27 protein-coding genes and 1 tRNA gene are annotated in these 23,434 nt (G+C 35.9%); 12 read left to right on the forward strand and 16 right to left on the reverse strand.

Annotation, left to right across the window (positions count from 1 at the left end; genetic code table 11):
* Positions 1 to 35: 35 nt before the first annotated feature.
* The 10 genes from I5M32_RS08515 to I5M32_RS08560 form a co-directional block, all read right to left on the reverse strand.
* Complete coding sequence (locus I5M32_RS08515) at positions 36 to 254, reverse strand: DUF4287 domain-containing protein (protein WP_200585803.1); 219 nt, start codon at positions 252 to 254, stop codon at positions 36 to 38.
* A gap of 5 nt (positions 255 to 259) precedes the next feature.
* Positions 260 to 631: a DoxX family protein gene (locus I5M32_RS08520; RefSeq protein WP_200585804.1), complete on the reverse strand. Its 372-nt coding sequence runs from the start codon at positions 629 to 631 to the stop codon at positions 260 to 262.
* Positions 632 to 673: 42 nt separating this feature from the next.
* On the reverse strand, positions 674 to 1,198 hold the full coding sequence (locus I5M32_RS08525) for a DinB family protein (RefSeq protein ID WP_200585805.1): 525 nt from the start codon (positions 1,196 to 1,198) through the stop codon (positions 674 to 676).
* 99 nt (positions 1,199 to 1,297) lie between these two features.
* Positions 1,298 to 1,855: a dihydrofolate reductase family protein gene (locus I5M32_RS08530; protein WP_200585806.1), complete on the reverse strand. Its 558-nt coding sequence runs from the start codon at positions 1,853 to 1,855 to the stop codon at positions 1,298 to 1,300.
* A 22-nt stretch (positions 1,856 to 1,877) separates the two neighbouring features.
* Positions 1,878 to 2,399 carry a dihydrofolate reductase family protein gene (locus I5M32_RS08535; protein WP_200585807.1) on the reverse strand — a complete coding sequence of 174 codons (522 nt, stop codon included), beginning with the start codon at positions 2,397 to 2,399 and terminating at the stop codon, positions 1,878 to 1,880.
* An 11-nt stretch (positions 2,400 to 2,410) separates the two neighbouring features.
* Positions 2,411 to 2,734 carry a putative quinol monooxygenase gene (locus tag I5M32_RS08540; RefSeq protein WP_200585808.1) on the reverse strand — a complete coding sequence of 108 codons (324 nt, stop codon included), beginning with the start codon at positions 2,732 to 2,734 and terminating at the stop codon, positions 2,411 to 2,413.
* Between the two features lie 101 nt (positions 2,735 to 2,835).
* The gene (locus tag I5M32_RS08545; RefSeq protein WP_200585809.1) at positions 2,836 to 3,288 is read right to left on the reverse strand and encodes a VOC family protein; all 453 of its coding nucleotides are present in this window, start codon (positions 3,286 to 3,288) and stop codon (positions 2,836 to 2,838) included.
* 13 nt (positions 3,289 to 3,301) lie between these two features.
* Positions 3,302 to 3,763: a VOC family protein gene (locus tag I5M32_RS08550; RefSeq protein WP_200585810.1), complete on the reverse strand. Its 462-nt coding sequence runs from the start codon at positions 3,761 to 3,763 to the stop codon at positions 3,302 to 3,304.
* A 121-nt stretch (positions 3,764 to 3,884) separates the two neighbouring features.
* Complete coding sequence (locus I5M32_RS08555; protein ID WP_200585811.1) at positions 3,885 to 4,319, reverse strand: SRPBCC family protein; 435 nt, start codon at positions 4,317 to 4,319, stop codon at positions 3,885 to 3,887.
* A 68-nt stretch (positions 4,320 to 4,387) separates the two neighbouring features.
* A complete protein-coding gene (locus I5M32_RS08560) occupies positions 4,388 to 4,963 on the reverse strand; it encodes a Crp/Fnr family transcriptional regulator (RefSeq protein WP_200585812.1) in 576 nt (191 codons plus the stop codon).
* 448 nt (positions 4,964 to 5,411) lie between these two features.
* On the opposite strand from I5M32_RS08560, the gene I5M32_RS08565 reads away from it, so the two are divergent.
* Complete coding sequence (locus tag I5M32_RS08565) at positions 5,412 to 6,344, forward strand: Ppx/GppA phosphatase family protein (RefSeq protein WP_200585813.1); 933 nt, start codon at positions 5,412 to 5,414, stop codon at positions 6,342 to 6,344.
* A gap of 57 nt (positions 6,345 to 6,401) precedes the next feature.
* Here I5M32_RS08565 and I5M32_RS08570 read toward each other — a convergent pair whose 3' ends face one another.
* From I5M32_RS08570 to I5M32_RS08580, 3 genes are all read right to left on the reverse strand, one after another.
* Positions 6,402 to 6,572: a spore protein gene (locus I5M32_RS08570; protein ID WP_200585814.1), complete on the reverse strand. Its 171-nt coding sequence runs from the start codon at positions 6,570 to 6,572 to the stop codon at positions 6,402 to 6,404.
* Between the two features lie 27 nt (positions 6,573 to 6,599).
* Positions 6,600 to 6,670, reverse strand: a tRNA-Cys gene (locus tag I5M32_RS08575).
* Positions 6,671 to 6,719: 49 nt separating this feature from the next.
* Positions 6,720 to 7,466, reverse strand: a complete 747-nt coding sequence (locus I5M32_RS08580) for a TrmH family RNA methyltransferase (protein WP_200585815.1) — start codon at positions 7,464 to 7,466, stop codon at positions 6,720 to 6,722.
* Here I5M32_RS08580 and tamL point away from each other — a divergent pair.
* Positions 7,457 to 9,793 carry a translocation and assembly module lipoprotein TamL gene (gene tamL / locus I5M32_RS08585; RefSeq protein WP_234461906.1) on the forward strand — a complete coding sequence of 779 codons (2,337 nt, stop codon included), beginning with the start codon at positions 7,457 to 7,459 and terminating at the stop codon, positions 9,791 to 9,793. The genes I5M32_RS08580 and tamL overlap by 10 nt on opposite strands.
* An 18-nt stretch (positions 9,794 to 9,811) precedes the next feature.
* Here the strand turns inward: tamL and I5M32_RS08590 are convergent, their stop codons facing one another.
* The gene (locus tag I5M32_RS08590; protein ID WP_200585816.1) at positions 9,812 to 10,885 is read right to left on the reverse strand and encodes an acyl-CoA dehydrogenase family protein; all 1,074 of its coding nucleotides are present in this window, start codon (positions 10,883 to 10,885) and stop codon (positions 9,812 to 9,814) included.
* A gap of 103 nt (positions 10,886 to 10,988) precedes the next feature.
* Positions 10,989 to 11,627 carry a nicotinamide riboside transporter PnuC gene (gene pnuC, locus I5M32_RS08595; protein ID WP_200585817.1) on the reverse strand — a complete coding sequence of 213 codons (639 nt, stop codon included), beginning with the start codon at positions 11,625 to 11,627 and terminating at the stop codon, positions 10,989 to 10,991.
* A gap of 290 nt (positions 11,628 to 11,917) precedes the next feature.
* Here pnuC and I5M32_RS08600 point away from each other — a divergent pair, with 290 nt between their 5' ends.
* From I5M32_RS08600 to I5M32_RS08620, 5 genes are all read left to right on the forward strand, one after another.
* Complete coding sequence (locus tag I5M32_RS08600) at positions 11,918 to 12,823, forward strand: sterol desaturase family protein (protein WP_200585818.1); 906 nt, start codon at positions 11,918 to 11,920, stop codon at positions 12,821 to 12,823.
* A gap of 118 nt (positions 12,824 to 12,941) precedes the next feature.
* Positions 12,942 to 13,355: a YMGG-like glycine zipper-containing protein gene (locus tag I5M32_RS08605; protein WP_200585819.1), complete on the forward strand. Its 414-nt coding sequence runs from the start codon at positions 12,942 to 12,944 to the stop codon at positions 13,353 to 13,355.
* Positions 13,356 to 13,591: 236 nt separating this feature from the next.
* Positions 13,592 to 14,557, forward strand: a complete 966-nt coding sequence (locus I5M32_RS08610) for a M23 family metallopeptidase (RefSeq protein ID WP_200585820.1) — start codon at positions 13,592 to 13,594, stop codon at positions 14,555 to 14,557.
* 17 nt (positions 14,558 to 14,574) lie between these two features.
* A complete protein-coding gene (locus I5M32_RS08615) occupies positions 14,575 to 14,910 on the forward strand; it encodes a MerR family transcriptional regulator (protein ID WP_200585821.1) in 336 nt (111 codons plus the stop codon).
* 20 nt (positions 14,911 to 14,930) lie between these two features.
* Positions 14,931 to 15,845 carry a diacylglycerol/lipid kinase family protein gene (locus tag I5M32_RS08620; protein WP_200585822.1) on the forward strand — a complete coding sequence of 305 codons (915 nt, stop codon included), beginning with the start codon at positions 14,931 to 14,933 and terminating at the stop codon, positions 15,843 to 15,845.
* Here I5M32_RS08620 and I5M32_RS08625 read toward each other — a convergent pair.
* Positions 15,819 to 16,865: a metallophosphoesterase gene (locus tag I5M32_RS08625; protein WP_317193114.1), complete on the reverse strand. Its 1,047-nt coding sequence runs from the start codon at positions 16,863 to 16,865 to the stop codon at positions 15,819 to 15,821. The two genes, I5M32_RS08620 and I5M32_RS08625, sit on opposite strands and share 27 nt — an antisense overlap.
* An 88-nt stretch (positions 16,866 to 16,953) precedes the next feature.
* Here I5M32_RS08625 and I5M32_RS08630 point away from each other — a divergent pair, with 88 nt between their 5' ends.
* From I5M32_RS08630 to I5M32_RS08650, 5 genes are all read left to right on the forward strand, one after another.
* Entirely contained in the window at positions 16,954 to 17,754 is an 801-nt protein-coding gene (locus I5M32_RS08630) for a PorV/PorQ family protein (RefSeq protein ID WP_200585823.1), read from the forward strand.
* Positions 17,744 to 19,795, forward strand: a complete 2,052-nt coding sequence (locus I5M32_RS08635) for a helix-hairpin-helix domain-containing protein (RefSeq protein ID WP_200585824.1) — start codon at positions 17,744 to 17,746, stop codon at positions 19,793 to 19,795. The genes I5M32_RS08630 and I5M32_RS08635 overlap by 11 nt, the downstream gene beginning before the upstream one ends.
* A gap of 3 nt (positions 19,796 to 19,798) precedes the next feature.
* Complete coding sequence (locus tag I5M32_RS08640) at positions 19,799 to 21,865, forward strand: ComEC/Rec2 family competence protein (RefSeq protein ID WP_200585825.1); 2,067 nt, start codon at positions 19,799 to 19,801, stop codon at positions 21,863 to 21,865.
* 5 nt (positions 21,866 to 21,870) lie between these two features.
* The gene (locus I5M32_RS08645) at positions 21,871 to 22,641 is read left to right on the forward strand and encodes an enoyl-CoA hydratase/isomerase family protein (protein WP_200585826.1); all 771 of its coding nucleotides are present in this window, start codon (positions 21,871 to 21,873) and stop codon (positions 22,639 to 22,641) included.
* A 68-nt stretch (positions 22,642 to 22,709) separates the two neighbouring features.
* Entirely contained in the window at positions 22,710 to 23,390 is a 681-nt protein-coding gene (locus I5M32_RS08650) for a DUF4412 domain-containing protein (RefSeq protein WP_200585827.1), read from the forward strand.
* Positions 23,391 to 23,434: the final 44 nt, after the last annotated feature.

Below are 23,434 nucleotides of genomic sequence, written 5' to 3' on the forward strand. Positions count from 1 at the left end.
GTTATATTGCCAAATTGATGTTAGCTGTTTTCTTATCACTCGGTTTTCTCTTTAAATGTTGCGTAAATAGCCATGGTGTGTCCGTGTCCTAATCCAAATTCTTCTTTAAGCCAATTGGTAACTTCTGTTGCCTTTATTTTAGGATTAAGTTTTCCATCAATGATAAAATCCTTTTCCTCTGCCATTTTTTTAAAGTCAGCCGGTGTTTTACCAGTCTTGGTTTTGATATTGTCTATGTATGCTTGAAACGACATAATGCTTAGTTTTTAATGGCGTTTAATTTATGATAGTAAATGTATGAAACGGCTAAAATTCCGAAGACGATTAAGGGAAAGAAAGTTTGCCCATTTACCCCGTCAACTGCTGCATGACTAATTGTTGCAAAAATGAAATCAAAGGCAAAGCCTGCATAGGCCCATTCTTTTATTCGTTTCGGGACTTTTGGAATCATCAATGCCAATACGCCTAAAATTTTAAAAACAACCAATGCGTTTCCAAAATATTCGGGATAACCCAAATGTCTAATTCCTTCTTTTGCTAATTCTGTTTGTGAAGTCAATGCTGGGAGTAGCCCTTCAAATAAAGCGATGATGGTTGTTGCTGTCCAGAATATTATTTTTTCTTTCTTCATTTTCTTTTTTTTAAATGATGGTTTAATTTATCTCTTTAATTTTTAATAAGTCAGGTTTTTATCTATATCATAGCTCATCCCTTTTAAGCCCAGTAGTTTGCGCATCAGGCCTATTTGGCCAAATAGATAATCTTCCCTGGCTATGCACATCCCAATCATGTTCAATACGTTTTCTTTAATAAAGGGCACATTCATCCCAAAAGAATAAGCTTTATCCAAATCTTCGTCAGTTGCGGTTAACAATTTTTGATAATTTTTTGGCGATATGGCCTCGAAACTTTTCTTTAGTTTTTCCAATGTGGGATAGTCGAGACTTTCATCCAAAGCCCTGCCTTCTTTAAACAAATCATTGTAAGGGTCTTTGTCGTCTATACCCAACATATTGCCAATCCAATAACGGCAACTCACTAAGTTTCCCGTCATCCAAATGACGTGGTTGGTGTTGTTGTCGATACGTTTCAATGCGGCTTCTTCGGTAATACCGTCTAAAGCGTTTCTGAAACTTTGCGAATGCATCCGGTAAGCCGGGATGATGATTTCCAATTTTTTTGATGCTGCTGTGTCCATGATGTTTATTTTATTGATTTATGTAAAAGCTTAAGGCTTAAAGCAAAAAGCTAAAGCTCATTGTATTTTTGTAATCGGTTGATAGTAGAGCGCTAAAGCTCATTGTATTTTTGTAATCGGTTGATAGTAGAGCGTTATTGCCCCGCTTTTAAAATTCTTGGTTTTGATGAGTTTAAAAACTGTTCTGTGGTTAATACCTTCAAATAATGGCAAACCATTTCCTGCAACAACAGGGTGTACGCAAAGCTGGTATTCATCAATCAGGTTAAGTTTCATGAGCTGTATAATTAAACTCCTGCTCCCAACAAAAATAGCTTTACCTGTTTGTTTTTTGAGTGCACCCACTTCATCTTCAAGGCTTCGGTTTGCCAGTTTTGCACTTTTCCAATCTATATTTTTAAGCGTGTTAGAAAATACAAGTTTTGGAATTTCGTTAATAGCCACCGCAAAATCATTCATTGATTTTTCTTCAGAAGGATTTTCTAAAACTGTCCGCCAAAATTCCATCAATTGATAGGTTGTTCTGCCATACAGCATTACGCCTCCCTGCCCCAGTAGTTCTGTATAATGCTGATGTATTTCCTCATCCGGAATTCCTGCGGTATGGTCGCAAATACCATCAATGGTGGTGTTTATTGCTGCAATTACTTTTCTCATCCTATGCTTTTAATCGTTTTTTTTAAGATTGCTTTTGTACTTTGTAGTGTAGCTGAACGGTATTGTCATTCAATTTTTTTACTTCCAATAAGTTGAGTTTTAATTCGAGTTCTACGTTTTTTAAAAGGGGCAATCCGCTTCCAAAAATTACAGGTTCCATCACCAGATAAATATCATCTACTAATCCTGCATTTATAAATTCGCTCATCGTCATAGTTCCACCAATAATCACTGCTTCCTTGTGTCCTTTTTCTATAAGCATTTGAACTATTTCAGATGAGTTTTTTTGAGTAAAAACTACTGTTGGATTATCAGATTTTGCCTGTTTGTCTGTTGTTAAAACAACCGTTGTTCCTTCGTTTGTAAGAGGCAGATAATTTGGTGCAAGTATATTATAGGTGGTTTTGCCCATAATAACCGCCTTATATTTTTGGCAAATGGTAAAAAGTCCCTGTCCGTATTCCGGCGATAACCAATCGGCAACATTTCTTGAATTTGAGATTTGCCCATTTGCGGTAATTGCTACAAAAATGCTCGTTTTCATCTGTTTATTTTTTATTGATTTGATGTTATGATTTCATGCCAGAAGCGAAACCCTGCTTCTCCATCAAGAAATTCTTCGGCCTTTTTAAAAAATGTTTGCATGTGAGGAGTTTGCATGTGAGGCCCGTTAAAGACTTCTTCGCTGTCCCAATTTTCGATGATTAATAATTGTTGCGGGTTTTTTGGGTCATCATACACACGGATGCCGTGGCAGGCCGGCTCTTTGGCCATTACTATCTTGATGTTCGCTTCAAGCTCTCGTTTTGCCATCGCCATTTTGCCGGGTTTAATTTTACCGGTTATCACTACGGTTACCGGCGTGGGATTGTGGTTCATAACTTTGTTTTTTTCAATTTTTATTTTTGAGATTTTCAGATTAATTAATAAGTCTTTATCTGCCGGTGATAAAGTTTCCGTTCGCCATATTATGTTATTGATTATTTTTTCGATAATTCTTCCGCAAGCCCAATTAAAAGCCCTTCCACACCACGAATGTAGCAAAGCCGATATACGTTTTCATACTGAACAATTTCGCCAACCAGTTCAGCACCATTCTTAATCAACCGGGCTACCAACTCGTCGATATTGTCAACGGCGAACATTACCCGAAGATAACCGAGTGAGTTTACAGGCGCAGTTCTATGGTCCGAAATAGTTGCAGGTGTTAAAAATCTGGAAAGTTCAAGCCGGCTGTGTCCATCGGGCGTAACCATCATTGCAATTTCTACGGTTTGATTTCCCAGCCCGGTTACTTTCCCGGCCCATTCTCCTTCAACCATTCCCCGTCCCTCTAATTTGAGCCCAAGTTCCATGAAAAATGAAATTGCATCATCAAGTGATTTTACCACGATGCCCACATTGTTCATGCTTAATAAATTGTTTTTCTTCATGAGTAAAGCGTTTTTAAAAATCAGCAATGATGAATTTTTTCATGCCCATCATTTTTTTGAATGCGCCTGGTTTTTTGCTCAGTTCTTCCCAGTTTTCTGGACATACCTGCCAGCTTAATCCGTATTTGTCTTTTAACCAGCCGCAAACACTTTCTTCGCCACCATTTGCGGTGAGCGCATTCCAGTAATAGTCAATTTCTGCCTGGTCTTTGCAGGGTATCATTAATGAAATTGCTTCATTAAATTTAAACATCGGTCCGGCATTTATGCCAATAAACCGCATCCCTAAAACCTCAAACTCAACCGTTAAAACTTTGCCGGCAAAATCCTTTTGAAAATCTGCCAGTCCTTCTGCTTCTGTTGAAGGATAGTAAGTGGTATTAATCATTTTAGCGTCTTTGAAAACAGAGAGGTAATATTCGGCGGCTTCTTTTGCATTGCCGTCAAACCAGAGATTTGGAATTATCTTTTGCATGTTGTTTGGTTTTGATGAGTTGAAATATTTTTTTATTGTTAGTCTATAAAACTTTAGGATTAATCTATCCAATAAATTATCGTAAAAAAACTTTATTGTCTGTCTATTATTTAGCGATATATTATTGTTCGGCAATTTGCTTAACCAGCCTCAGCGCTTCAGGAAAAACTTTACTAAAGTATTCCTCCATATCTTGGGTAACATCCATAATTACCTGCAATTCTGTACTGGTACCGGTTTCTTCTTTTAGATAATAAATTTCCTTTGCACCTTGCCACAGCGAATCGGTTTCTACGCCGTTTTTCACCTCCCTTTGATGGGAAAAAACCATCTGTTCGTTTTCTACCATTTTTTCGATAATAGCTATCATGCCATCACTACCACTCCCCAAAAAATGTATCGTATTGCCTTGTTTCAGCTCGCCTTCGTAATGGCTGCCTTCGGCAAATACGCCCGTCCATTTTTTATAGGTTTCAGGGTTCCAAAGTACCTTCCAAACTTTTTTGCGGTTAGCTTTAATCTGGATAGAAAAAGAGATGGTTTTTAAGTGTTTCATTTTGATTATTTGCTTTACCAAAAATAAAAGCAGAAAATGTGAAAGCACTTTACATAAGTCAAGAAATGTTAGGAAACAACAATTTCCTTACGGATGCGACTGAGAGAGGTATCGGCAATGCCGAGATAAGAAGCTATTTGTTTTAAAGGTGCCTGTTGAATGATTTGCGGCCGGTACTCCATCAGATGCAGGTAACGGGAAGAGGCAGATTGGGTAATCATTTCTATAGAACGTTGCTGTATCTGAAAGAGTTGTGCCGACATCCACTCCCGGCCCCATTCCCTTACCGATTCCATGGTATGGTATAAATGTTGAAAATCTTCGAAATCTATTTTCCAAACTACTGCATCGGTAACCGCCTGGATATTTTGGATGGAAGGTATGCGTTGAAAAAGAGATGAAACTTCGTTCGCTATTTCATTTTCGCAGATAAACTGTGTGGTGATTTCATTGCCGTTATAATCATGGACGTAAAAACGTATCAAACCTTTTTCTATCAGGTAGTAGGCGTTGGCGGTTTTTCCTTCCTCCAATAAAAAACTATTTTTCGGTAAGATTACCCTCTTATGCAGCGAAACGATTTCCAGCATATCTGTAGAAGTAAAAAGCGGATGATTGTAAATTTTACGAAAAAGTTGATCCATGATTTTTATTTCTAGTAAAGATACAAATCGTTAATTTTAAAACAAGCACTTCGCTTTTCTCTCGAAAATAAGAGATACAACCTAATTAATTTTTGATCTTAAAGCATTACATTAACTTTTTGTATCAAAAAGAAGGTTTAAGGGCAATCATAAAAGTTTAGGGAATGGTTTGCTTGTTTTAATAAGTCAAGTAAAAAATAAAATAAATTTAACAGTCTTTATTAATTAATTGGCGATGCCAACTATCCTTATTAGTTCGTTTTATTTCGTTCAAAAATTAAGATATAAGTATTCTCAACATACAAATTTAAACAGGTGCCCATAATTTTGCTAGATTTATTGCGCAGCAAGAAGGGTTTTTCATTAATTTCACAATTTCTTTAACCTACCCGTTCGCAAAATATTACAAAACAAAGCTAATGGTACCTATCATCAAAAACCATAAAATATGCCCTCTAAAAAAGCAGTAATAGACATTGGGACAAACACTTTCCATCTACTGATTGCCGAAGTTGATAAAGCCAGTAATATTAAGGTAATCCATAAAAACACCATTGCCGTTAAATTGGGAGAGGGCGGCGTAAATAAAGGATATATCGCAGAAACCGCTTATAAAAGAGGTATAGATGCACTTATTCTTTATCGAGAAGAATTGAAAGAATTTGGTTTGGGATATGTTTTTGCAACCGCAACTGCTGCGGTAAGGGATGCTGCCAACGGGCAACAATTTATTGACGAAGCCTTTCTGAAATCTGGTATAAAGATCAATTTGATAGATGGTTTAAAAGAGGCAGAATATATTTATAATGGTGCAAAAGGTGCAGGTGTTTTAAGCCAAGAGACTTCGCTAATTATGGATATTGGCGGTGGAAGCGTAGAATTTATTATTTGCAACCAAAACGAAATATTTTTTAAGAACAGCTATCAATTAGGTGCTGCAAGGTTGTTAGCAGATTTTTACCATAACGATGCTGCTATTTCTGATGAAACCGTGATTGAATTGCATCGATTATTTGAGAAAAAAATCTACGATCTAAAAAAAGCGATAGAAAAACATCATCCAAGAGAACTGATAGGCACTGCGGGTTCTTTTGATTCTTTCGCAAATATCATTGCAACAAGAAAGAACGAATTATTTGATGCTGCCTTACAACGTGATTATCAATTCCAGATTGATCAGTTTAATGAACTGTTGAATGAGATTATCAGGAGTAACCATCAACAAAGAGAAAATTTAGAAGGTTTGATCCCTTTAAGAACCGATATGGTTTTGATGGCAGCTATACTTACACAGTACACTATGGGTATAGGAAATATAGAAAAAGTAACCACCTGTACCTATTCTTTAAAAGAAGGTTTGATATTGGCCGAAACTCTTTAAAACAAAAAAACCTGTTTACCGGCCGATAAACAGGATAATCCGTAAGAACTAGAAAAATTATTTAGATAATGAAGCTAGTACTGCATTATTTTTTATCACTTGGCTATTCTTAGGTTCTGTTGAACGGCTACCTTTTTCTATGTTTGTAGCGTTTTTTAGAAATTGTACTTCCAAGCGAGAAACTGTTTTATTTCTTCTGTCTTTTCTTTTTAAACGAGTTACTGCCATGACTTTTTTTTATTAAATTTTTAAATGAGGTCGAGAGCGGATTCGAACCGCTGTAGAAGGTTTTGCAGACCTCTGCCTAGCCACTCGGCCACTCGACCCTTTTACTTTAAGGAGTGCAAAAATAGTAAAATTTTAATAGAAGGCAACTTATTTGAACATATTTCTGCGCACTTCTGCACAGCAAATAGCTGCGGATATACTCACGTTTAAAGATTCTGTGTTTGTACCCCCGGGTATGGTTACCGCTTTGTTGATAAACCCTTTAATTTCTTCAGAAATCCCTTTACCCTCATTACCGAAAACCAAAAAACCCTTTTCACTAAAATTATAGCCAAAAATATTATCTCCGTTTAGCAATGTGCCATAAACTGGTAGTGCATTATTCGCAAATAAAGTATCCAGATCCAAATAGCTAACAGTTACCCTTGCCAAAGAACCCATACTTGCTTGCACAACTTTTGGATTATATATTTCTACCGTATCTTTAGAACAGACCATTTTTTTGAAACCAAACCAATCTGCGGTGCGGATAATGGTACCCATATTTCCCGGATCCTGCACTCCATCCAAAACAATAACCAAATCATCTACCTTATCCATATCAAAACCCTTTTCCTTCGGTATTTCAAACACCGCTAAAACACCTTGTGGGCTTTGCAATGCACTTATTTTTTCTAATTCATTTATACTAACTTCAAAAACTTTTTGTTTATGAGATAAATTAGGCAATTTTGAAACTAATTCTGAAACTGTATAAATGGAATGCAGCGAAAAACCAGAGTTTAAAAACTCTGTTACCGCTTTAACGCCTTCTACAAAAAAAAGATGGTTTTCTTTACGATACTTTTTTTGATGAAGTGATTTTACTAAACTTAACTGAGACTTTGAAAGCATATATATCTTATCCTTCTGCAATAATACTATTTTTAACCTTTATAACCCTAGGCTGTAGATCTACCAGAAGATTAGATAAAAACCAAGCTTTAGTTACCAAACTTGAAGTAAATGGCGTAAATGATCAATTTGCAGAACAGGCTAAGGGTTACGTTGCCCTAGAAGTTAGGCCAAACTCTAAATTTAATCTTTTCATTTATAATACCTTAAATAAAAAGGGCAAAAAGAAACTGGGCGAAGCGCCACATATTTTAGATAGCGCTTTGGTAGAAGCATCTCGCGTACAAATAGAGAAGTTCTTAAACATAAAAGGGTATTTGAACGCAAAAGTTACGGATAGCATCTATATTAAGAACAAAAAAGCATCGGTAATTTATAATGCCAAAATGGGTACAGAATTCAAATTCAGGAATTTATCTTTTGACATTCCCGATACCACGGTTAAAGCCTTGTACCTAGCCAATAGGAAAAAATTCACAAAGATAGATTCTGGAAAAAGATACGACACCGATAGCCTAGCCTATGAGAGAGAGCAGATTTATCTAATGATGAGGAAAAACGGCTATTATGATTATATACGCCAATATATGAGGCCAACGGTTGACACTAATTTTAACAAAGGCGTTGCCGATGTGAAAATAGAGATCTTGAACCCTCCTAACGCTAACAAACATTTTACCTACACCTTAAAAGATACCTATATCCGCATACAACCTAGTAGTGGCATCATTACAAAAGGGATGCAAAGAGACACAGCGGTTTTAGATTCACAGTATCACTTTTTTGATTATTCTAGGTTCTTTAAACCAAAAAAATTAAAGAGCTATATATTCCTTAAAAAAGGAGAGCTATACAACATTGAAAATTCTGAACTTACCACCCAACGTTTTTTTGATATGAATGCCTTTAAAAGCATTAGTGTTGATTATAGAAAAGTTGGCGATAGCACAGCCAGGACGCTTGCCGGCTTAATTGATATTGTTCCTCTAAAGAAAAAAACCAATAGGTTAGAGGGCGAGTACACCTTTAACAGCAGCATAACAGGTGTTAACCTAGGCTTAACCTATCAAAACAGAAACATTTTTGGTGGTGCAGAACTGTTTGAAGTAAAATTAAGGGGCGGTTTACAATTTGATAAAAAGCTATCTGGCAATTTATCAGATAGGTTATTGAGCAGGGATTACCAAGTGGGTGTTAGTTTAAGTTTTCCGAGGTTAATCACTCCTTTTAATTTTCCAGAACTGGGCAGAAACGGCATTCCACGTACAAGGATAGGCACCAGCTACCAAGTTTACAAGTTAAGGGACAATTACCTAAGAAAAAGTTTGGGCGCAAACCTAACCTACGATTGGGTAGAGACAAAAAACAAACTCCACTCTTTTACACCCGTAAACGTACAATACTCTTTAGCAGACATTAACCCCGCTTTGGTACAAAATTTAATTGATCAAGGAAATGCGTTTTTCTTATTTACCCTACGCTCTCAGTTAATCTCTAGCAGTTATTATAATTACACCTTAAATTTATCAAAATTAACGTCATATAATAATTTTACCTTCTTTTCTGGCAATATAGAAGTTGGGGGTAATTCTGCCGCATTAATTGGCAATTTAAGCAACAACAAAAACAGCGACGGGCAAAAAACGCTATTCGGTGTTCCTTACTATCAATTTGCGAAATTAGAAACAGATGTTAGGTTTTATAAATCTTTGGGGGGAGAAAAACAGCTTATCTTAAGGTTAAACCCTGGTTTGGGGTATTCTTATGGCAACGTAAAAAGCTTACCGTTTGAGAAACAGTTTTTTGCCGGTGGTTCTACCGGGATTAGGGCTTGGCAGGCCAGGACTTTGGGCCCTGGGAACTATAACAGGGCATCTTTGGCCAGTGATTCTGTAAGGGCAAATCTTAGAAACCTTGATCAACTTGGCGATATTAAATTTGAGGGGAACATAGAGTATCGGTTTAAGCTATTGGATAATTTTTTTGGGGCTAAGGTTAAAGGTGCAACTTTTATAGATTTTGGTAACGTTTGGCAATTAAGAGGCAATGGTTTACAAGGCGGCCAAATTAAATTTAACAAGTTATTTGATCAAACCGCCATTGGCACCGGCTTTGGGCTTAGGTTTGATGTTTCTTTCTTTGTATTTAGATTAGATGCAGGCTTTAAATTTAAAGATCCGCAATTTAGCGGATCGGACCAATACGTTTATAAATACTGGTTTAACAGAAGTGCCAAAAAAGCTTTTAAAGATAATTACGCCATTACCAACGGCCCTGATAGATATTCTTTATCACAAATACAATTTGGTATAGGATTGCCGTTTTAAATTGCGCTTCAGGGCATTTTAAAAAGGAAATATCAATAAGGCGTGTTGGCTAACGGTGTTTAGGTCTCGCCAAACCCTATTTATCTCGGTATGGTTTTTAGCAGCTTCTAAACCCGCAAACGGGTGTAATTTTGAGGTGGCTTCCCTGCAAATTTGCGCTAAATCTCTACTGCATTTGCTAACCATTTTTAGCGTTTGTAAACTTATAATGCTATTTTGAACCAATTCTTCCCAAGATCTATCTACAATAGCATAAAATGCGGCTTTTGCGTTCAAGATGTTTTGTTGTTGCTTGTATTTTAATTCTTTAAAATATGTTAAGTGCTGCTGATCATGTTTTCTAACCTTGTTTCTTTCTTCAAAACAGGCTGATACCAGATCCATAAAATGTAAGCTTATCCCTAAAACGTTGGCAACCAAAGTTGTTTCTGCCAATTGCAAAAATGGATATTTAAAAACAGGGTCTTCTAACGTTGTTTTCTCGGGCAAAATCTCGAAGCACCTGTTGATAGGAACCTCTAAATTATGGACCTTAAAAGCGTGGCTTCCTGTTGCAACCATCCCCATATAGTGCCAGCCATCTAATATTTCTACCTCTTCTCTTTTTAAAATAAAGGCTTTTATCTGCTTCTCTCCTTTACTATCAAAAACGTGTTGACCATCTTTTAGCATTTCGCAATTTGCGGTTAAATGGGTGGCATGCAACGCCCCGCTAGCATAAGTCCAGTTTCCGCTGATTTGGTATTTATCACCAACTAAATTGGCCGTACCACCCACAAAACCACTGCCCGCCAAACAAACCTTTGGATCAGAGAAAACTTCTTTGGCCAAAGCCCGATCCAGAAAACCAACAAACCAAGCTGCTCCGGCGCATAAAGTGATGGTCCACCCTAAACTTCCATCTTTGTTGGCCAAGTTCTCTTGGATCTTTAAACCGTTTGGTAAAGTGCAGCCCAAACCGTTCAAATTTTTGGGCACAAATAGTTTAAACCAGCTTTCTTTATAAATTAAATTGAGCCATTCTTGGGGTAGTTGCCCTAATTTTTCTGCTTTTTTAGAATAATTGTTGTTGATGATTGCTATATCTTCCATGTTTAGGTTTTGGGTTAGGGATTGGAGCGGCATACTTTATTGTTATCCTGAGCGGAGCGGAAGGAAGACAATAAAGATATAGCGTAAAGCCCGGCAACGTTTTTCACGTTGCAACCCCCAAATTGTTTTCATCGGTTTTATTTTGTTTAATGATCTTTTGCCAATCTATGTAGCCAAAAATGGCTATCACAAAAAGAAAAACGGTTAATAAGGCAAACATTGCCAAGTGTTTATGAAACAATAACGGGATGGCAACAAGGTTAGAGATATTTAACCAGATCCAGTTTTCGAGCTTTCTTTTTGCCAGCAACCACATACCCGCCCAAGCGGTGGATGATACAAAAGCATCCATAATGGGCACATCAGAATCTGTGAATTTTTTTAAGACGAGGTATAAAAATCCCCATCCAAAAATCGCGATTGCCAAGGTAACGATGAATTCTTTCTGGTTGCTCTTTGTAATTTTGGATGCGCCAGCATTGTTTCTGGTTTCCCACATTGCCCAGCCATAAACGCTCATTACCAAATAATAGGTATTTAAGGCGGTTTCGGCGTATAATTTAGTTTCTATGAGTAAATATGAGGAGGTTAAAATAGAGATTATACCAACCGGATATAACAAAACTTTGTTCTTTTTTGCCAATAAAACTTCGGCTATACCGGTTAAAACGGCGATCCATTCTAAAGCGCTGGTGCCCTTAAATTGTTCGCTCAATAAGTTAAACCATTCTGTTATGTTCATTTTGAAAAATAATAAATGTATTATCTTCAAAGAGGGGAGAAAATTCTCCTTAAACCGTTTCCCTACGTCGGCATTACCCGAATCAGGTGTATAGAAAGGTATCAGGATACAAGGTTTTTGGTGTAAGGTTTGCGCCTTTTGCCTTTCTAATGGGTATGTTCTCAGCCTGAAATATTAGGCACCCCTGTTTGATGTTGCGAATATATCAAATTAGTGATCCAATAAACAAAGTTTCTATCTATTTGGGCCTAAAATTCTCCTAGCGCTTTATTTTTTATTAGCTTACGAGGATGATGAAAATACTCTACTTGTTTGGTGCCGATAAAATTCCTTTTAGCCAAATGATCCATTTAGAAAAAAATGCCCCCAATTTGATCATATATGCCATCCCGGTAATGGCGATACTTACGTTCTTAGAGATTTACCACTCTTATAAAAAAGAGAAAAAAAACTACCCTTTGAAAGAAACTTTGGGATCTACGGTGGTGGGCTTGGGAAATGTAGCTTTAGGTTTATTGGTTAAAATAGGATTGTTGTACATGGCAATCTGGATTTACGACCTAGTACCTTGGCGAATGGAACTGAATTGGTGGATGCTGATACCTTGTTATTTATTATTTGACCTATGTAGTTACTGGTCCCACAGGGTATCGCATGAAAATCGTTTTTTTTGGGCAACACATATAGTACACCATTCTGCAGAGAATTATAATCTTTCGGTTTCGTTTAGGTTAAGTTGGGTACAAAACATAAAAATAGTATTCTTTTTACCTATTTTTTTCTTGGGTTTTCACCCGATAATTATTTTTGTGGTAAGCCAGGCCAGCGTTTTATTTCAGTTTTGGGTGCATACAGAGTACATAAAAAAACTGCACCCCGCTTTTGAATATGTTTTAGCTACACCCTCTAACCACCGCGTACACCACGGCACACAAGAAAAATACTTGGATAAAAACTATGCAGCTACATTTATTTTCTGGGATAGGATGTTTGGCACCTACCAAAAAGAAGAAGAGAGACCCGATTATGGTTTAACGAATAAGATTGGGAACAGGTTTAATCCGCTTTTTTTGAATTTCCATGAATATGGTGATATGATAAAAGATGTTAAAGAAGCCAAAACATGGAGAAGAAAGCTATTCTTTATATTCGGAAGCCCGTTGAGGATTTATAAAGATAAAAACGATATTACATAAAATTGTATAGAATTACATACATAATAGGTGTTTAAACGTTATTAAAAACGATTGTTAGCTGGTTATAATCAATTGGCATCATAATTACATGGTTGGGATATATCAAAAATTAAATGTTATGAAAAAGTTGATGAGTATAATGATTATAGCTGCCACACTTGCGGCTTGTAACAATAAATACAAGGCAAGTTCTGAAGAAAGGGCAGATTCTATTAAGATGATGAAAGACAGCTTAACCTTAGACAGTTTTAAAAGAGCAGAGGCTGCAAAAGCAGAAGCAAAAAAACAAACTGAGACCAAAACAGTTGTTGTAAACCATTATGATTCTAATACAGGCACTACAACAACACAGAAAAAAGGATGGAGTTCTGCTGCTAAAGGTGCGGTAATAGGTGGCGCCGCAGGTGCAATTGGTGGTGCTTTAATTGATAAGAAAAAAGGAAGGGGCGCAATTATTGGTGGTGCAGCTGGTGCAGGTGCAGGGTATTTAATTGGAAGAGACAAAGATAAGAGAACAGGTAGGGTAAAATAAATTTAACTTAATTTACCAAATAAAAGTGGCTGATCCAGTTTTGGAACAGCCACTTTTTTTATGAAATTTAACCTGACTGGCACTAAACGCAGCGTTGTGGTTTTGAGACTTCATAAGCCTAAGTATCTTATTTTTTGCAACAACCTTTTTATTATACCAAATTTGGTTTTAGATACGTTTGTTTATTTAACTACATTTGTAGCTCAAAAATAAAAACTCAAAATCTTAAAAAAAGGATGGCAAAAACCAAGTATTACTTTAACTCACAAACGCTTAAATATGAAAAAGTTAAAAGTAATTTAGGTACAAAGGTTTTAAAATTCTTAGGCTTTGTTTCTACCGCTTTGGTTTTTTCTTTCGTAATTATCGCATTTGCATATACCTTTCTAGATTCGCCCAAAGAAAAGCAGCTAAAAAGAGAAATTAGCGAGCTAAATTTGCAATATGATATTTTGAACAAACGTATGAAACAGGTTGATGGGGTTGTAAAAGACCTCCAACAGAGAGACGATAATATTTATAGGGTAATTTTTGAGGCAGAGCCTATCCCGCTAGAGATTAGAAATGCAGGTTTTGGTGGCATTAATAGGTATAAAAATTTAGAAAACTATGATTATTCTGATTTGATGATAGAGACCACCAAAAAAATGGACATCATCTCTAAACAGCTATACGTACAATCTAAATCTTATGATGAGCTGGCCAAAGCCGTAAACTCTAAAAGTAAAATGATGGCATCTATACCTGCCATACAACCTATTGAAAGTAATAAAATAAGTTCTATTTCTGGGTTTGGATATAGGATGCACCCCATCTATAAAATAAGGAAAATGCATGATGGGATGGATTTTGCATCACCGATAGGCACCGCTATACATGCTACCGGTGATGGGGTAATTATTGCAGCCGGACAAGAAAGGGGTTATGGCAACAGGGTAATGATTAGCCATGGCTATGGCTATGTAACCAAATATGCCCACATGAGCAAATTTAAAGTTAAGGTAGGGCAAAGGGTTAAACGCGGTGACGTAATTGGCTTTGTTGGCAATACTGGCGCATCTACCGGCCCACATTGCCATTATGAGGTTTATAAAAACAACAAACCCATTAACCCCATCAACTTTTTCTTTAATGATCTAACCCCAACCGAGTACATGACAATGTTAGAGGTCGCATCGCAAGAAAACCAATCTTTAGATTAAAATTATACTGTTTTGCCATGGCATATAAAGAAAAAGAAATCAGCAAGCTCTATTACCCCATTGGGGAGGTAGCAGAAATGTTTGGAGAAAACGCTTCTTTGATCAGGTTTTATGAAAAAGAATTTGATATCCTTCAACCCAAAAAAAACGCAAAAGGAAACAGGCTATTTAGGCCAGAGGATATAGATAACCTTAAAATTATCTTCAACCTAATCAAAGAAAAAGGCTATACCCTACAAGGTGCCAAAGATTTTCTGAAGAAAAACAAGAACGAAGCTTTAGAGCAGCAAAAAATTATAGATTCTTTAGAGAAATTAAAATCTTTTATGATCGATCTAAAAGAACAGCTATGATTTTTTTTGATTGATGACCAATGGAGAAAACCCCACTAAAAGTGCTATTTGTGATCAATCATAAAGCTGGCGACCAAAAAAAATTAGATGTCAAGAAAATTATAGATCAGCATTCTAAAAAACATCATTACCAATACAATCACTGTTTAATGGATGAAGATGATCTTGAGGCAAAGATATCGAGAGAATTAACCAATTACCAGCCTGATATTATTGCTGCCCTAGGCGGCGATGGTACGGTAAGCCTGGTTTCATCTTTAATTTACAAAACCAACATCAAATTAGTGATCGTACCTTTCGGTTCTGCCAATGGTATGGCCAAAGAGCTGCAAATACCAGAAGATTTTAACAACAGCTTAGATCTGATCGTAAAAGGTAAATGCGTAGAGATTGATCTACTAAAGGTAAATAATGAGGTAAGCATCCATCTGGCAGATATCGGGATCAACGCCAGGATCGTAAAGCGATTTCAGATGGATAAAAAAAGGGGTTTACTTACCTATGCCAAACATCTTTTTTTTGAGGTTTTCATTCTTAAAACCCATCGCTTTAAAATTGAATCCGACGGTAATAATATTAAAACAAAAGCATTTTCTTTAACTTTTGCCAATGCCACAAAATATGGTACAGGTGCGGTAATTAACCCCACAGGCAAACTTAACGATGGTTTTTTTGAGATTTGCATCGTTAAGCCTTTCCCAAAATGGCATATTTTTAAAATATCGTGGCAAATGTTTAATAATACTTTAGCCTACTCAGAATTTTTTGAGGTTTTGAGGTGCAAAAAAAGCCTAATTACCTGCTCTAAAAAAAGCACCTTACAGGTTGATGGTGAAATAATTGGTAAAGTAAAGGAAATTGAATTAGAGATCTTGCCCAAGGCCTTAAAAGTAATGATCGATAAAAATTTAATACATCCAACCCTCGTAAATTAATTCGCCCGCAGGGTTATCATCATCTACGATCAAAACCTCTGTTTTCACTTTTAAATCGTCATAAAACTTTAATCTAAAAAATCCTTTTGCAGATATACCAAACTTAGAATATTTACTATCCACAACATAGGTAGCTTTTGAGGCCGCACCGCTTATAATAAAGTTATTTTGATATTTCTCTATAAACTGCAGATTATGCTCGTGGCCGGCAGCGTAAATTAAACCGGGATGTTTCTTAAAGATCTGTTTCAGTTTTTTTCTTAAAACCTTATACCTTGGGTGCGATAGATCTTCCCTAGCCCCAAAATATTTCCTATACAATGGCAATAAAGAGCCTACAATGGGTAATGGCAAATAAGCCCTTTTCTTGTAAAGCGTAAAGGGGAATAGATGGTGCTTAATAGAATATCGCCCGCCGTGTAAAGAATTGCTGTAAATTGGATAATGCCCTATCACTAAAACCCTTTTCTTTTTGTTGCGATTTAGGATTTCTTCTAAATTGGTAAAAAAATCGGCTTCATGCTCTATATCGCAACCTTCGTGTTTGCCAATTGGCCTAAACCCCTTTTGCACCCACCACTGCGTATTAATGGCTATTATTACTAGTTTATCATTTATCTGCACCTCTTTAGGCCCCGGACAGCCATTAGCTGGGATATAAGTTTCATCATCGTTAAAAAGTTTGTTTATGTAATTTTGCTGACGTAAAACGTACTCAATACCATCTTCTTTTCCTTTGTTCCAATCGTGGTTGCCAGAGATAAAAACCACCTTGCCCTCAAAATGCGCTAATGCCTTATGATGGTTTAAAATTACGGTTTCGGCATCTTTCCTCAATTCATCGGTTTCTGCGGGCAAACCTTTAGGATAAACATTATCGCCCAAAAAAATCACTGCGCTATCTTTACTCTTTGGTAAATGTACCTTCATCAGCTCCAACAACTCATCAGGTACATTTCGCTTGATGTTTCCAGAATCCCCTATCAATAAGATTTCATAAATTTGCCTATGTTTTTCCACTGCTAAAAGATATTAAAAAATTGATAAATATTTTTTATTTTGAACATATATGCTTCATATTGTTTAATTTCATTGCAAATATTTGTCCATGGGGAAATTCTACTTGCTATTATTCTTTGTTTTTATTTTTATATCGGCCAGGGCACAAGATAACAACGGCCCAAGAATAACAGCTTTAGGCAATGCGGGAGTTGCGTTGCAAGATGTTTGGTCTGTAAAAAGCAACCAAGCTGGTATTGCTGGTTTAAAAAGGGCTTTTTTGGCCGCGGGTTATGAAAACAAATTTGGTGTAAAAGGTTTAAGCAACCAATCTGCGGTTTTCTCTATCCCCGTAAAAGATTATGCCCTTGGCGCATCGTTTAATTCTTATGGCGTTAGTGATTATAACGAGATAAAAACCGGGCTTACTTTGGCAAGGTCTTTTGGCCCTAAACTATTTTTAGCAATCGGTTTAAATTATCATCAACTAAAAATAACCGATTATGGTAGTGCAAAGGCTGTTTCTGTTGATGTTGGCGTACAATACCAAGCTTTCCCTAATTTATGGTTGGCCAGTCATATCTCCAACCCTAATCAAAGCAAATACGACAACAATACCGATCAGATCATACCCGCCCACATACAATTTGGGGCAAATTATATATTCTCTGATCAACTTTTGATAACTACCGAAGTAGAAAAGATCTTAGATGCCCAAGCAGATTTTAAAGCCGGTTTAGAATACAAACTAGTTAAGTTTGTTGCTTTAAGAGGGGGCATATCCGTAAATCCTTTTAAGCAGTACGCTGGTTTTGGTGTTAATTATCAAAGAATTAATATCGATTTTGCCGTCTCCTCTCATCCGGTTTTGGGTTATTCACCACAAGTAGCTTTAGGGTATGAGTTTTAAAACTAAGCTATTTTTACTTTTTTCTTTGTTGGTTTTTAGCAAAGTAAGTTTTGCCCAAACAAGCGACGACCCTGATATAGAGTATATCATAGAATCTATTGCAAGTAACCAGACCCAAGATTATGATTATTCTGAATTAATTGATAGGCTTACCTATTACAAACGCAACAAAATTAACCTCAATAAAACCTCTAAAGAGCAATTACAAGAACTGGTATTTTTAAATCCTTTACAAATAGATGCGCTTTTGAACCATATTGCCGTTAACGGGAAATTAATAAATGTATTAGAATTACAGAGCATTAAAGGTTTTGATCTTGAAACGATCAAAAACTTGCTCCGTTTTGCAGATATCAACACGCCATCAGGTTTTGAGAATTTCTCTTTTAATAAACTTTTTAAAGATGGCAGAAACGATCTTTTAGTAAGATATAGTAGATATTTAGAACAGCAGCAAGGATTCTCGCCCGCTAAGTCAACATCAACTAGTAGATATTTAGGCACACCAGAAAGGGTTTTTACCAGGTATAGGTTTGCTTATAGCAACAATATTGAGTTTTCATTAAACCTAGAAAAAGACCCCGGAGAAAAGTATTTGAACGGTAATTATGGCCCAGATTTTTCTTCGGCGAGCTTGTACATTAAAGATCTAGGCAAAGTAAAAAAATTGGTAATTGGCGATTATTCTTTACAATTTGGCCAAGGTTTAACTTTATGGAGCGGATTGAGCTTTGGGAAAGGTGCCGACATTTTTACGGTGGCCAAACAAGACATTGGCCTAAAAAACTATACCTCTATCAATGAATTTTCTTTTTTTAGAGGGGTAGCCACGCAAATAAATTTTGGAAAATTTGATTTTACGCCTTTTGTATCTTATAATAAGATTGATGCTGGGTTGGCATTAAACCCGCTTACCAATTTAGAAGAAATATCTTCATTACAACAAAGCGGGCTGCACCGTACAAGTAGCGAATTAAAAAACAGGAGAAGGATTTCACAATTGGTTTTTGGAGGTAATTTACAATACAATTATAAGAAGCTTTCTATTGGTTTAACGGGATACCATAGCAATTACAGTCAAGATTTTGCACCTGGCAACTCTGTTTATAACCAGTTTGATTTTACCGGAAACTCTTTAAACAATGTCGGGATCAATTACAGCTACACGTTAAACAACACTTATTTTTTTGGGGAGTTTGCACATAGCTTAAATTCTGGTATAGCCTACATCAACGGTTTAATAAGCAGTTTGTCTCCTACTGTTTCAGCGGTTTTGTTCAACAGAAATTATCAAAAAGATTATTATTCTTTTTATAACCAGGGCATAGGCGAAAGCAGCACTGCCGTAAACGAAAAAGGGTTTTATGCAGGCTTACAAATTAAACCAGATCGCCAGTTTGAATTAGATTTTTATAGCGATTTATTTAAGTTCCCTTATTTAAAATTTGGGGTCGATGCTCCATCGCAAGGATATGATATTTTTAGCCAGTTTAGTTTTACGCCCAATAAAACAACCAGGTTAACCTTAAGGTACCAGTTTCAAAACAAACAACAAAATGATACCCAACCAACATATACCAATGTGCTTGCTTTTGCAAAAAAATCTAATTACAGGGCAGATTTGTTGTACCAAGTAAATAAAAGCTTTTCGTTGCGTAACAGGATCGAGATTGTTCAATACCATGAAGAAAACAAAGCAAACAGATATGGATTTTTAGCCTATCAAGATGTTATATATAGCCCTTTAAGCTCTAGATGGTCTGGTAACACAAGGTTGGCCTTGTTTGATACCGATGGTTTTGATACTAGGATTTATGCCTATGAAAACGATGTTCTTTACGGATTCTCTATCCCAGGTTTCCAAAACAGGGGAGTAAGGTATTATTTGAATGCCCGTTATAACGTTAAAAGAGGGGTTGATCTATGGATGAAATATAGCTTAACCAAATTTAACGATCAACAAACCGTGGGTTCTGGTTTAGATCAAATTCAAGGAGATTTAAGATCTGAGTTGAAATTGCAGTTAAGGCTTCAATTTTAGGGTATGATTGCCTATTATAAAACCGAGGTCCCTTTTATCAGGTTGGTTTTGTTTTTTATTTTGGGGATAAGCATTTCCATTCTATTTGATATCGCTCCAAATAATTTATTCCCTTTAGGTTGGTTAATATTAATCTTGGTTAGCATCGGCTTTGGCCTTCTAAACAAAAAGAAACCCCATTATTTTGGCTCTTATATCTTCGGTACGCTTGTTTATGTTTTGATGATATTATCAGGCATCATTATTTGTAACCAGCATAAAGAAATTTATAGAAGCAACCATTTCTCAAAAATAGGTGCCAAATATTTAACCGCTTATCTATTAGAAGAACCTAAAATTAAGGGAGATATTGCAAGGTTTAACGTTAGCGTAACACAAAACATCCAAGATAAGCGCATCATCAGAACGCAGGGGAAACTATTACTGGCCATGAGGTTTGATTCGACAAAAAAGATTGACCTCCATTATGGCGATATGCTGCTTTTAAAGGCGAAATATAAAGAGACAGAGCCCGCATATAATCCGGCAGAATTTAATTACAAAAGGTTCTTAAGCTTTCAACAAGTTTATCATCAAACATTTATCAACCAAAAAGAAACAAAAAAACTAGGCGAACACCAAGGAAATTTAATCAGAGAATTTGCGCTAAAATTTAGGGAAAGGCAAATTTTAAAGTTTGATGCGTATTTAAAAGATACGGCGATAAGAGCGGTGGCATCTACATTGATCTTGGGTTATAGGGCAGAATTGAATAAAGATACTTTAGAGACCTATACAAAAACAGGTACTATGCATGTGCTTTCTGTTTCGGGGATGCATGTAGGTATAGTTGTGGTTTTATTGGTTTTTGCTTTTAGTTTTTTAAATAAAACCAAACGGGGAAGGCTTTTATCTACCATCACGATAATCGCTATAATTTGGTTTTATGCCCTAATTACAGGTTTTGCGCCATCTATAGAAAGAGCGGCGATAATGGTAACTTTTATTATGTTGGCAAAAGCCCGCTCCGTTAAAGCAAATATATTTAACGTGATCGCGATTACGGCCTTTATCATTTTGATAACAGATCCTTTTGCATTGATAAATGTTGGCTTTCAACTATCTTTTATAGCGGTTGCAGGCATTATTTATCTACAGCCCCTCATTTACGATTTTTACAATACAACAAATAAGTTGTTGGATGTAATTTGGAAAGTAATCTCTGTATCCATCGCGGCCCAAATATCAACCGCTCCGATCAGTTTATATTATTTTCATCAATTCCCTATCTATTTTATCATAAGCAATGTCTTTATCTTTTTACCGGCTATACTCATCATGTATTTTGGCTTGTTCTTTTTGATTTTTTACAGCTTCCCTCCTATTGCGGCAGTTTTTGCTTTTTGTTTACAAACAACTATCAAATACACCAACGAAGGTTTAAAACTTATCGAGAACATAGCCCACGCAAATATTACCCAAATTTGGTGGGGAGCATTAGAGATTTTACTTTTTTACGGTTTCTTCCTTTTTGGTTTCGCTGCTATCAAACGCAAAAAATATCTAAAATTAGCCTGTATTTGTCTATTGCTTTTAATCCTAACGATCAACATTAAACAATTTTATCATGTACAACAAAAACAAGCTGTATTTTTTGCCTTAAGAAAAAACACGGCTGTTGCATTGATCAAGGGAAAAACCGCAGTTTTAATTACAGATCTAAAAGCAGATGAATTTACTTATCAGTTCTCGGTAAAACCGTATTTGGATAGTTGCCAAATCAATTATATAGAATGGATAAATCCCCATCTTATACAAGATGAAAAATTGATTAGCTTTGAAGGTAAGAAACTTAAGATCATCAATCATAAACTAAATAATTTTGCTGTATCTAAACAAGATTGGCTTTTATTGAGTAGTGATAAAAAGCAAGGCCTAAAATCTATAATTGATGCAAATACATTTGAAGAGTTGTTTATAGATGGTAAAAACAGAGATTTTGTGATCGAGGATCTTAAAAACCAAGCAGAAAATTTAGGGTTAAAACCTCATGTCCTTAAAAGAGATTTTGCGATAGAAATTAAATTGTAGCATAGATGTTTGTAGATTATCAACTAAAAAATAGAGTAGCAAATATAGTTATCAATAGGCCCGATAAGAGAAATGCTTTAAACGCAGAATTGGTTGCCCAACTTACACAAGCTTTTGAAAAAGCAGAACAAGATGAAAACGTAAAAGTTATTGTTTTAAAAGCCATGGGCGATGTTTTTAGTGCTGGCGCAGATTTAGATTATCTTAAAAAACTACAATCTAATTCTTTTGATGAAAACTTAAAAGACTCTAACCAATTGAGAAAACTATTCCAATTGATATATGAACAACCAAAAATAGTGATCGCCCAAGTACAAGGGCATGCTATAGCTGGCGGTTGTGGTTTAGCATCAGTTTGCGATTTTATATTTAGCATACCCGAGGCAAAATTTGGTTATACGGAAGTTAAAATTGGTTTTATCCCAGCAATTGTTGCCGTTTTCTTGTTAAGAAAAATTGGGGAAGGCTTAACAAAAGAGCTTGTTTTTAGTGGCGATTTAATAGATGCGGAAAGGGCAAAACAAATAAACCTGATCAATTTTATTTGCCCAAACAATGAGATTGAAAACGAAGTTGTGAAATTTGCAGAAAAGCTTTGTGTCTCCACATCTGCCCAATCAATAGCGTTAACCAAACAACTGCTAAATAAAGTGCAAGATCAACCATTAGATGAGGCTTTGGATTTTGCCGCAGAAATGAACGCACACGCCCGATCTACAAACGACTGCAAAAACGGAATACAAGCATTTTTGGATAAGAAGAAAATAATTTGGTAATTCATTTTTTAATGTAACTTTATTTATAAAATCTCATCTAACAATAAAAATTTAAAACTAAAAAGAACATGTTCAAAAACATTAAAACAGGTCTGATAGCATTTATTTGTTTAGGATCTACCATTGCAGCTCATGCACAAAAAGTAATAAAAGAGGGTACGGCAACTTATGCTGTTGAGTATGATTTACCCGCCGCACAGCAATCTATGGCATCAATGCTACCATCAGAGTTTAAAGTGCAGTTTAAAGGAGATTACAGCAAATTTAAAATGGATATGGGAATGTATGCTACAGAAGTTGTTTTTAACAATGCTACAAAAGAAAGCTTAAGTCTTACTGATGTGCCTATGCAAAACAAAAAAATTGCAGTTAAAATGACCAAAGAGCAAACAGATAAAATGCAAGAATTACAATCTGGCGAAAAAGATATTGAGGTAACGCCAACAACCGAAACCAAAAAAATTGGAGGCTACAATTGCACCAAATATATCTTAAAGGATAAAATCTCTGGAGAAGATGCAGAGGTTTGGGCAACAACGGATATCAGCATACCAGCAAACTCTTTAACTGCAAACATTAAAAATGTAAAAGGTGTGCCAGTAGAGTTTAGTTCTAATGCCAGAGGGATTAAATCTAAAATGACCTTGAAAAGCATTTCTGAAGAACCAGTAGAAGATATAAAGATGGAAATACCAACAGGTTATGAAACAATGACTTTTGAGGACGTTATGAAACAAATGGGCGGTTAATATTAAGTAAATTTATTGTTAAGGCTTTTGAGCTTTGGTGTAAA

The sequence above is a fragment of the Pedobacter segetis genome (assembly GCF_016623585.1).
GTDB lineage: Bacteria > Bacteroidota > Bacteroidia > Sphingobacteriales > Sphingobacteriaceae > Pseudopedobacter > Pseudopedobacter segetis.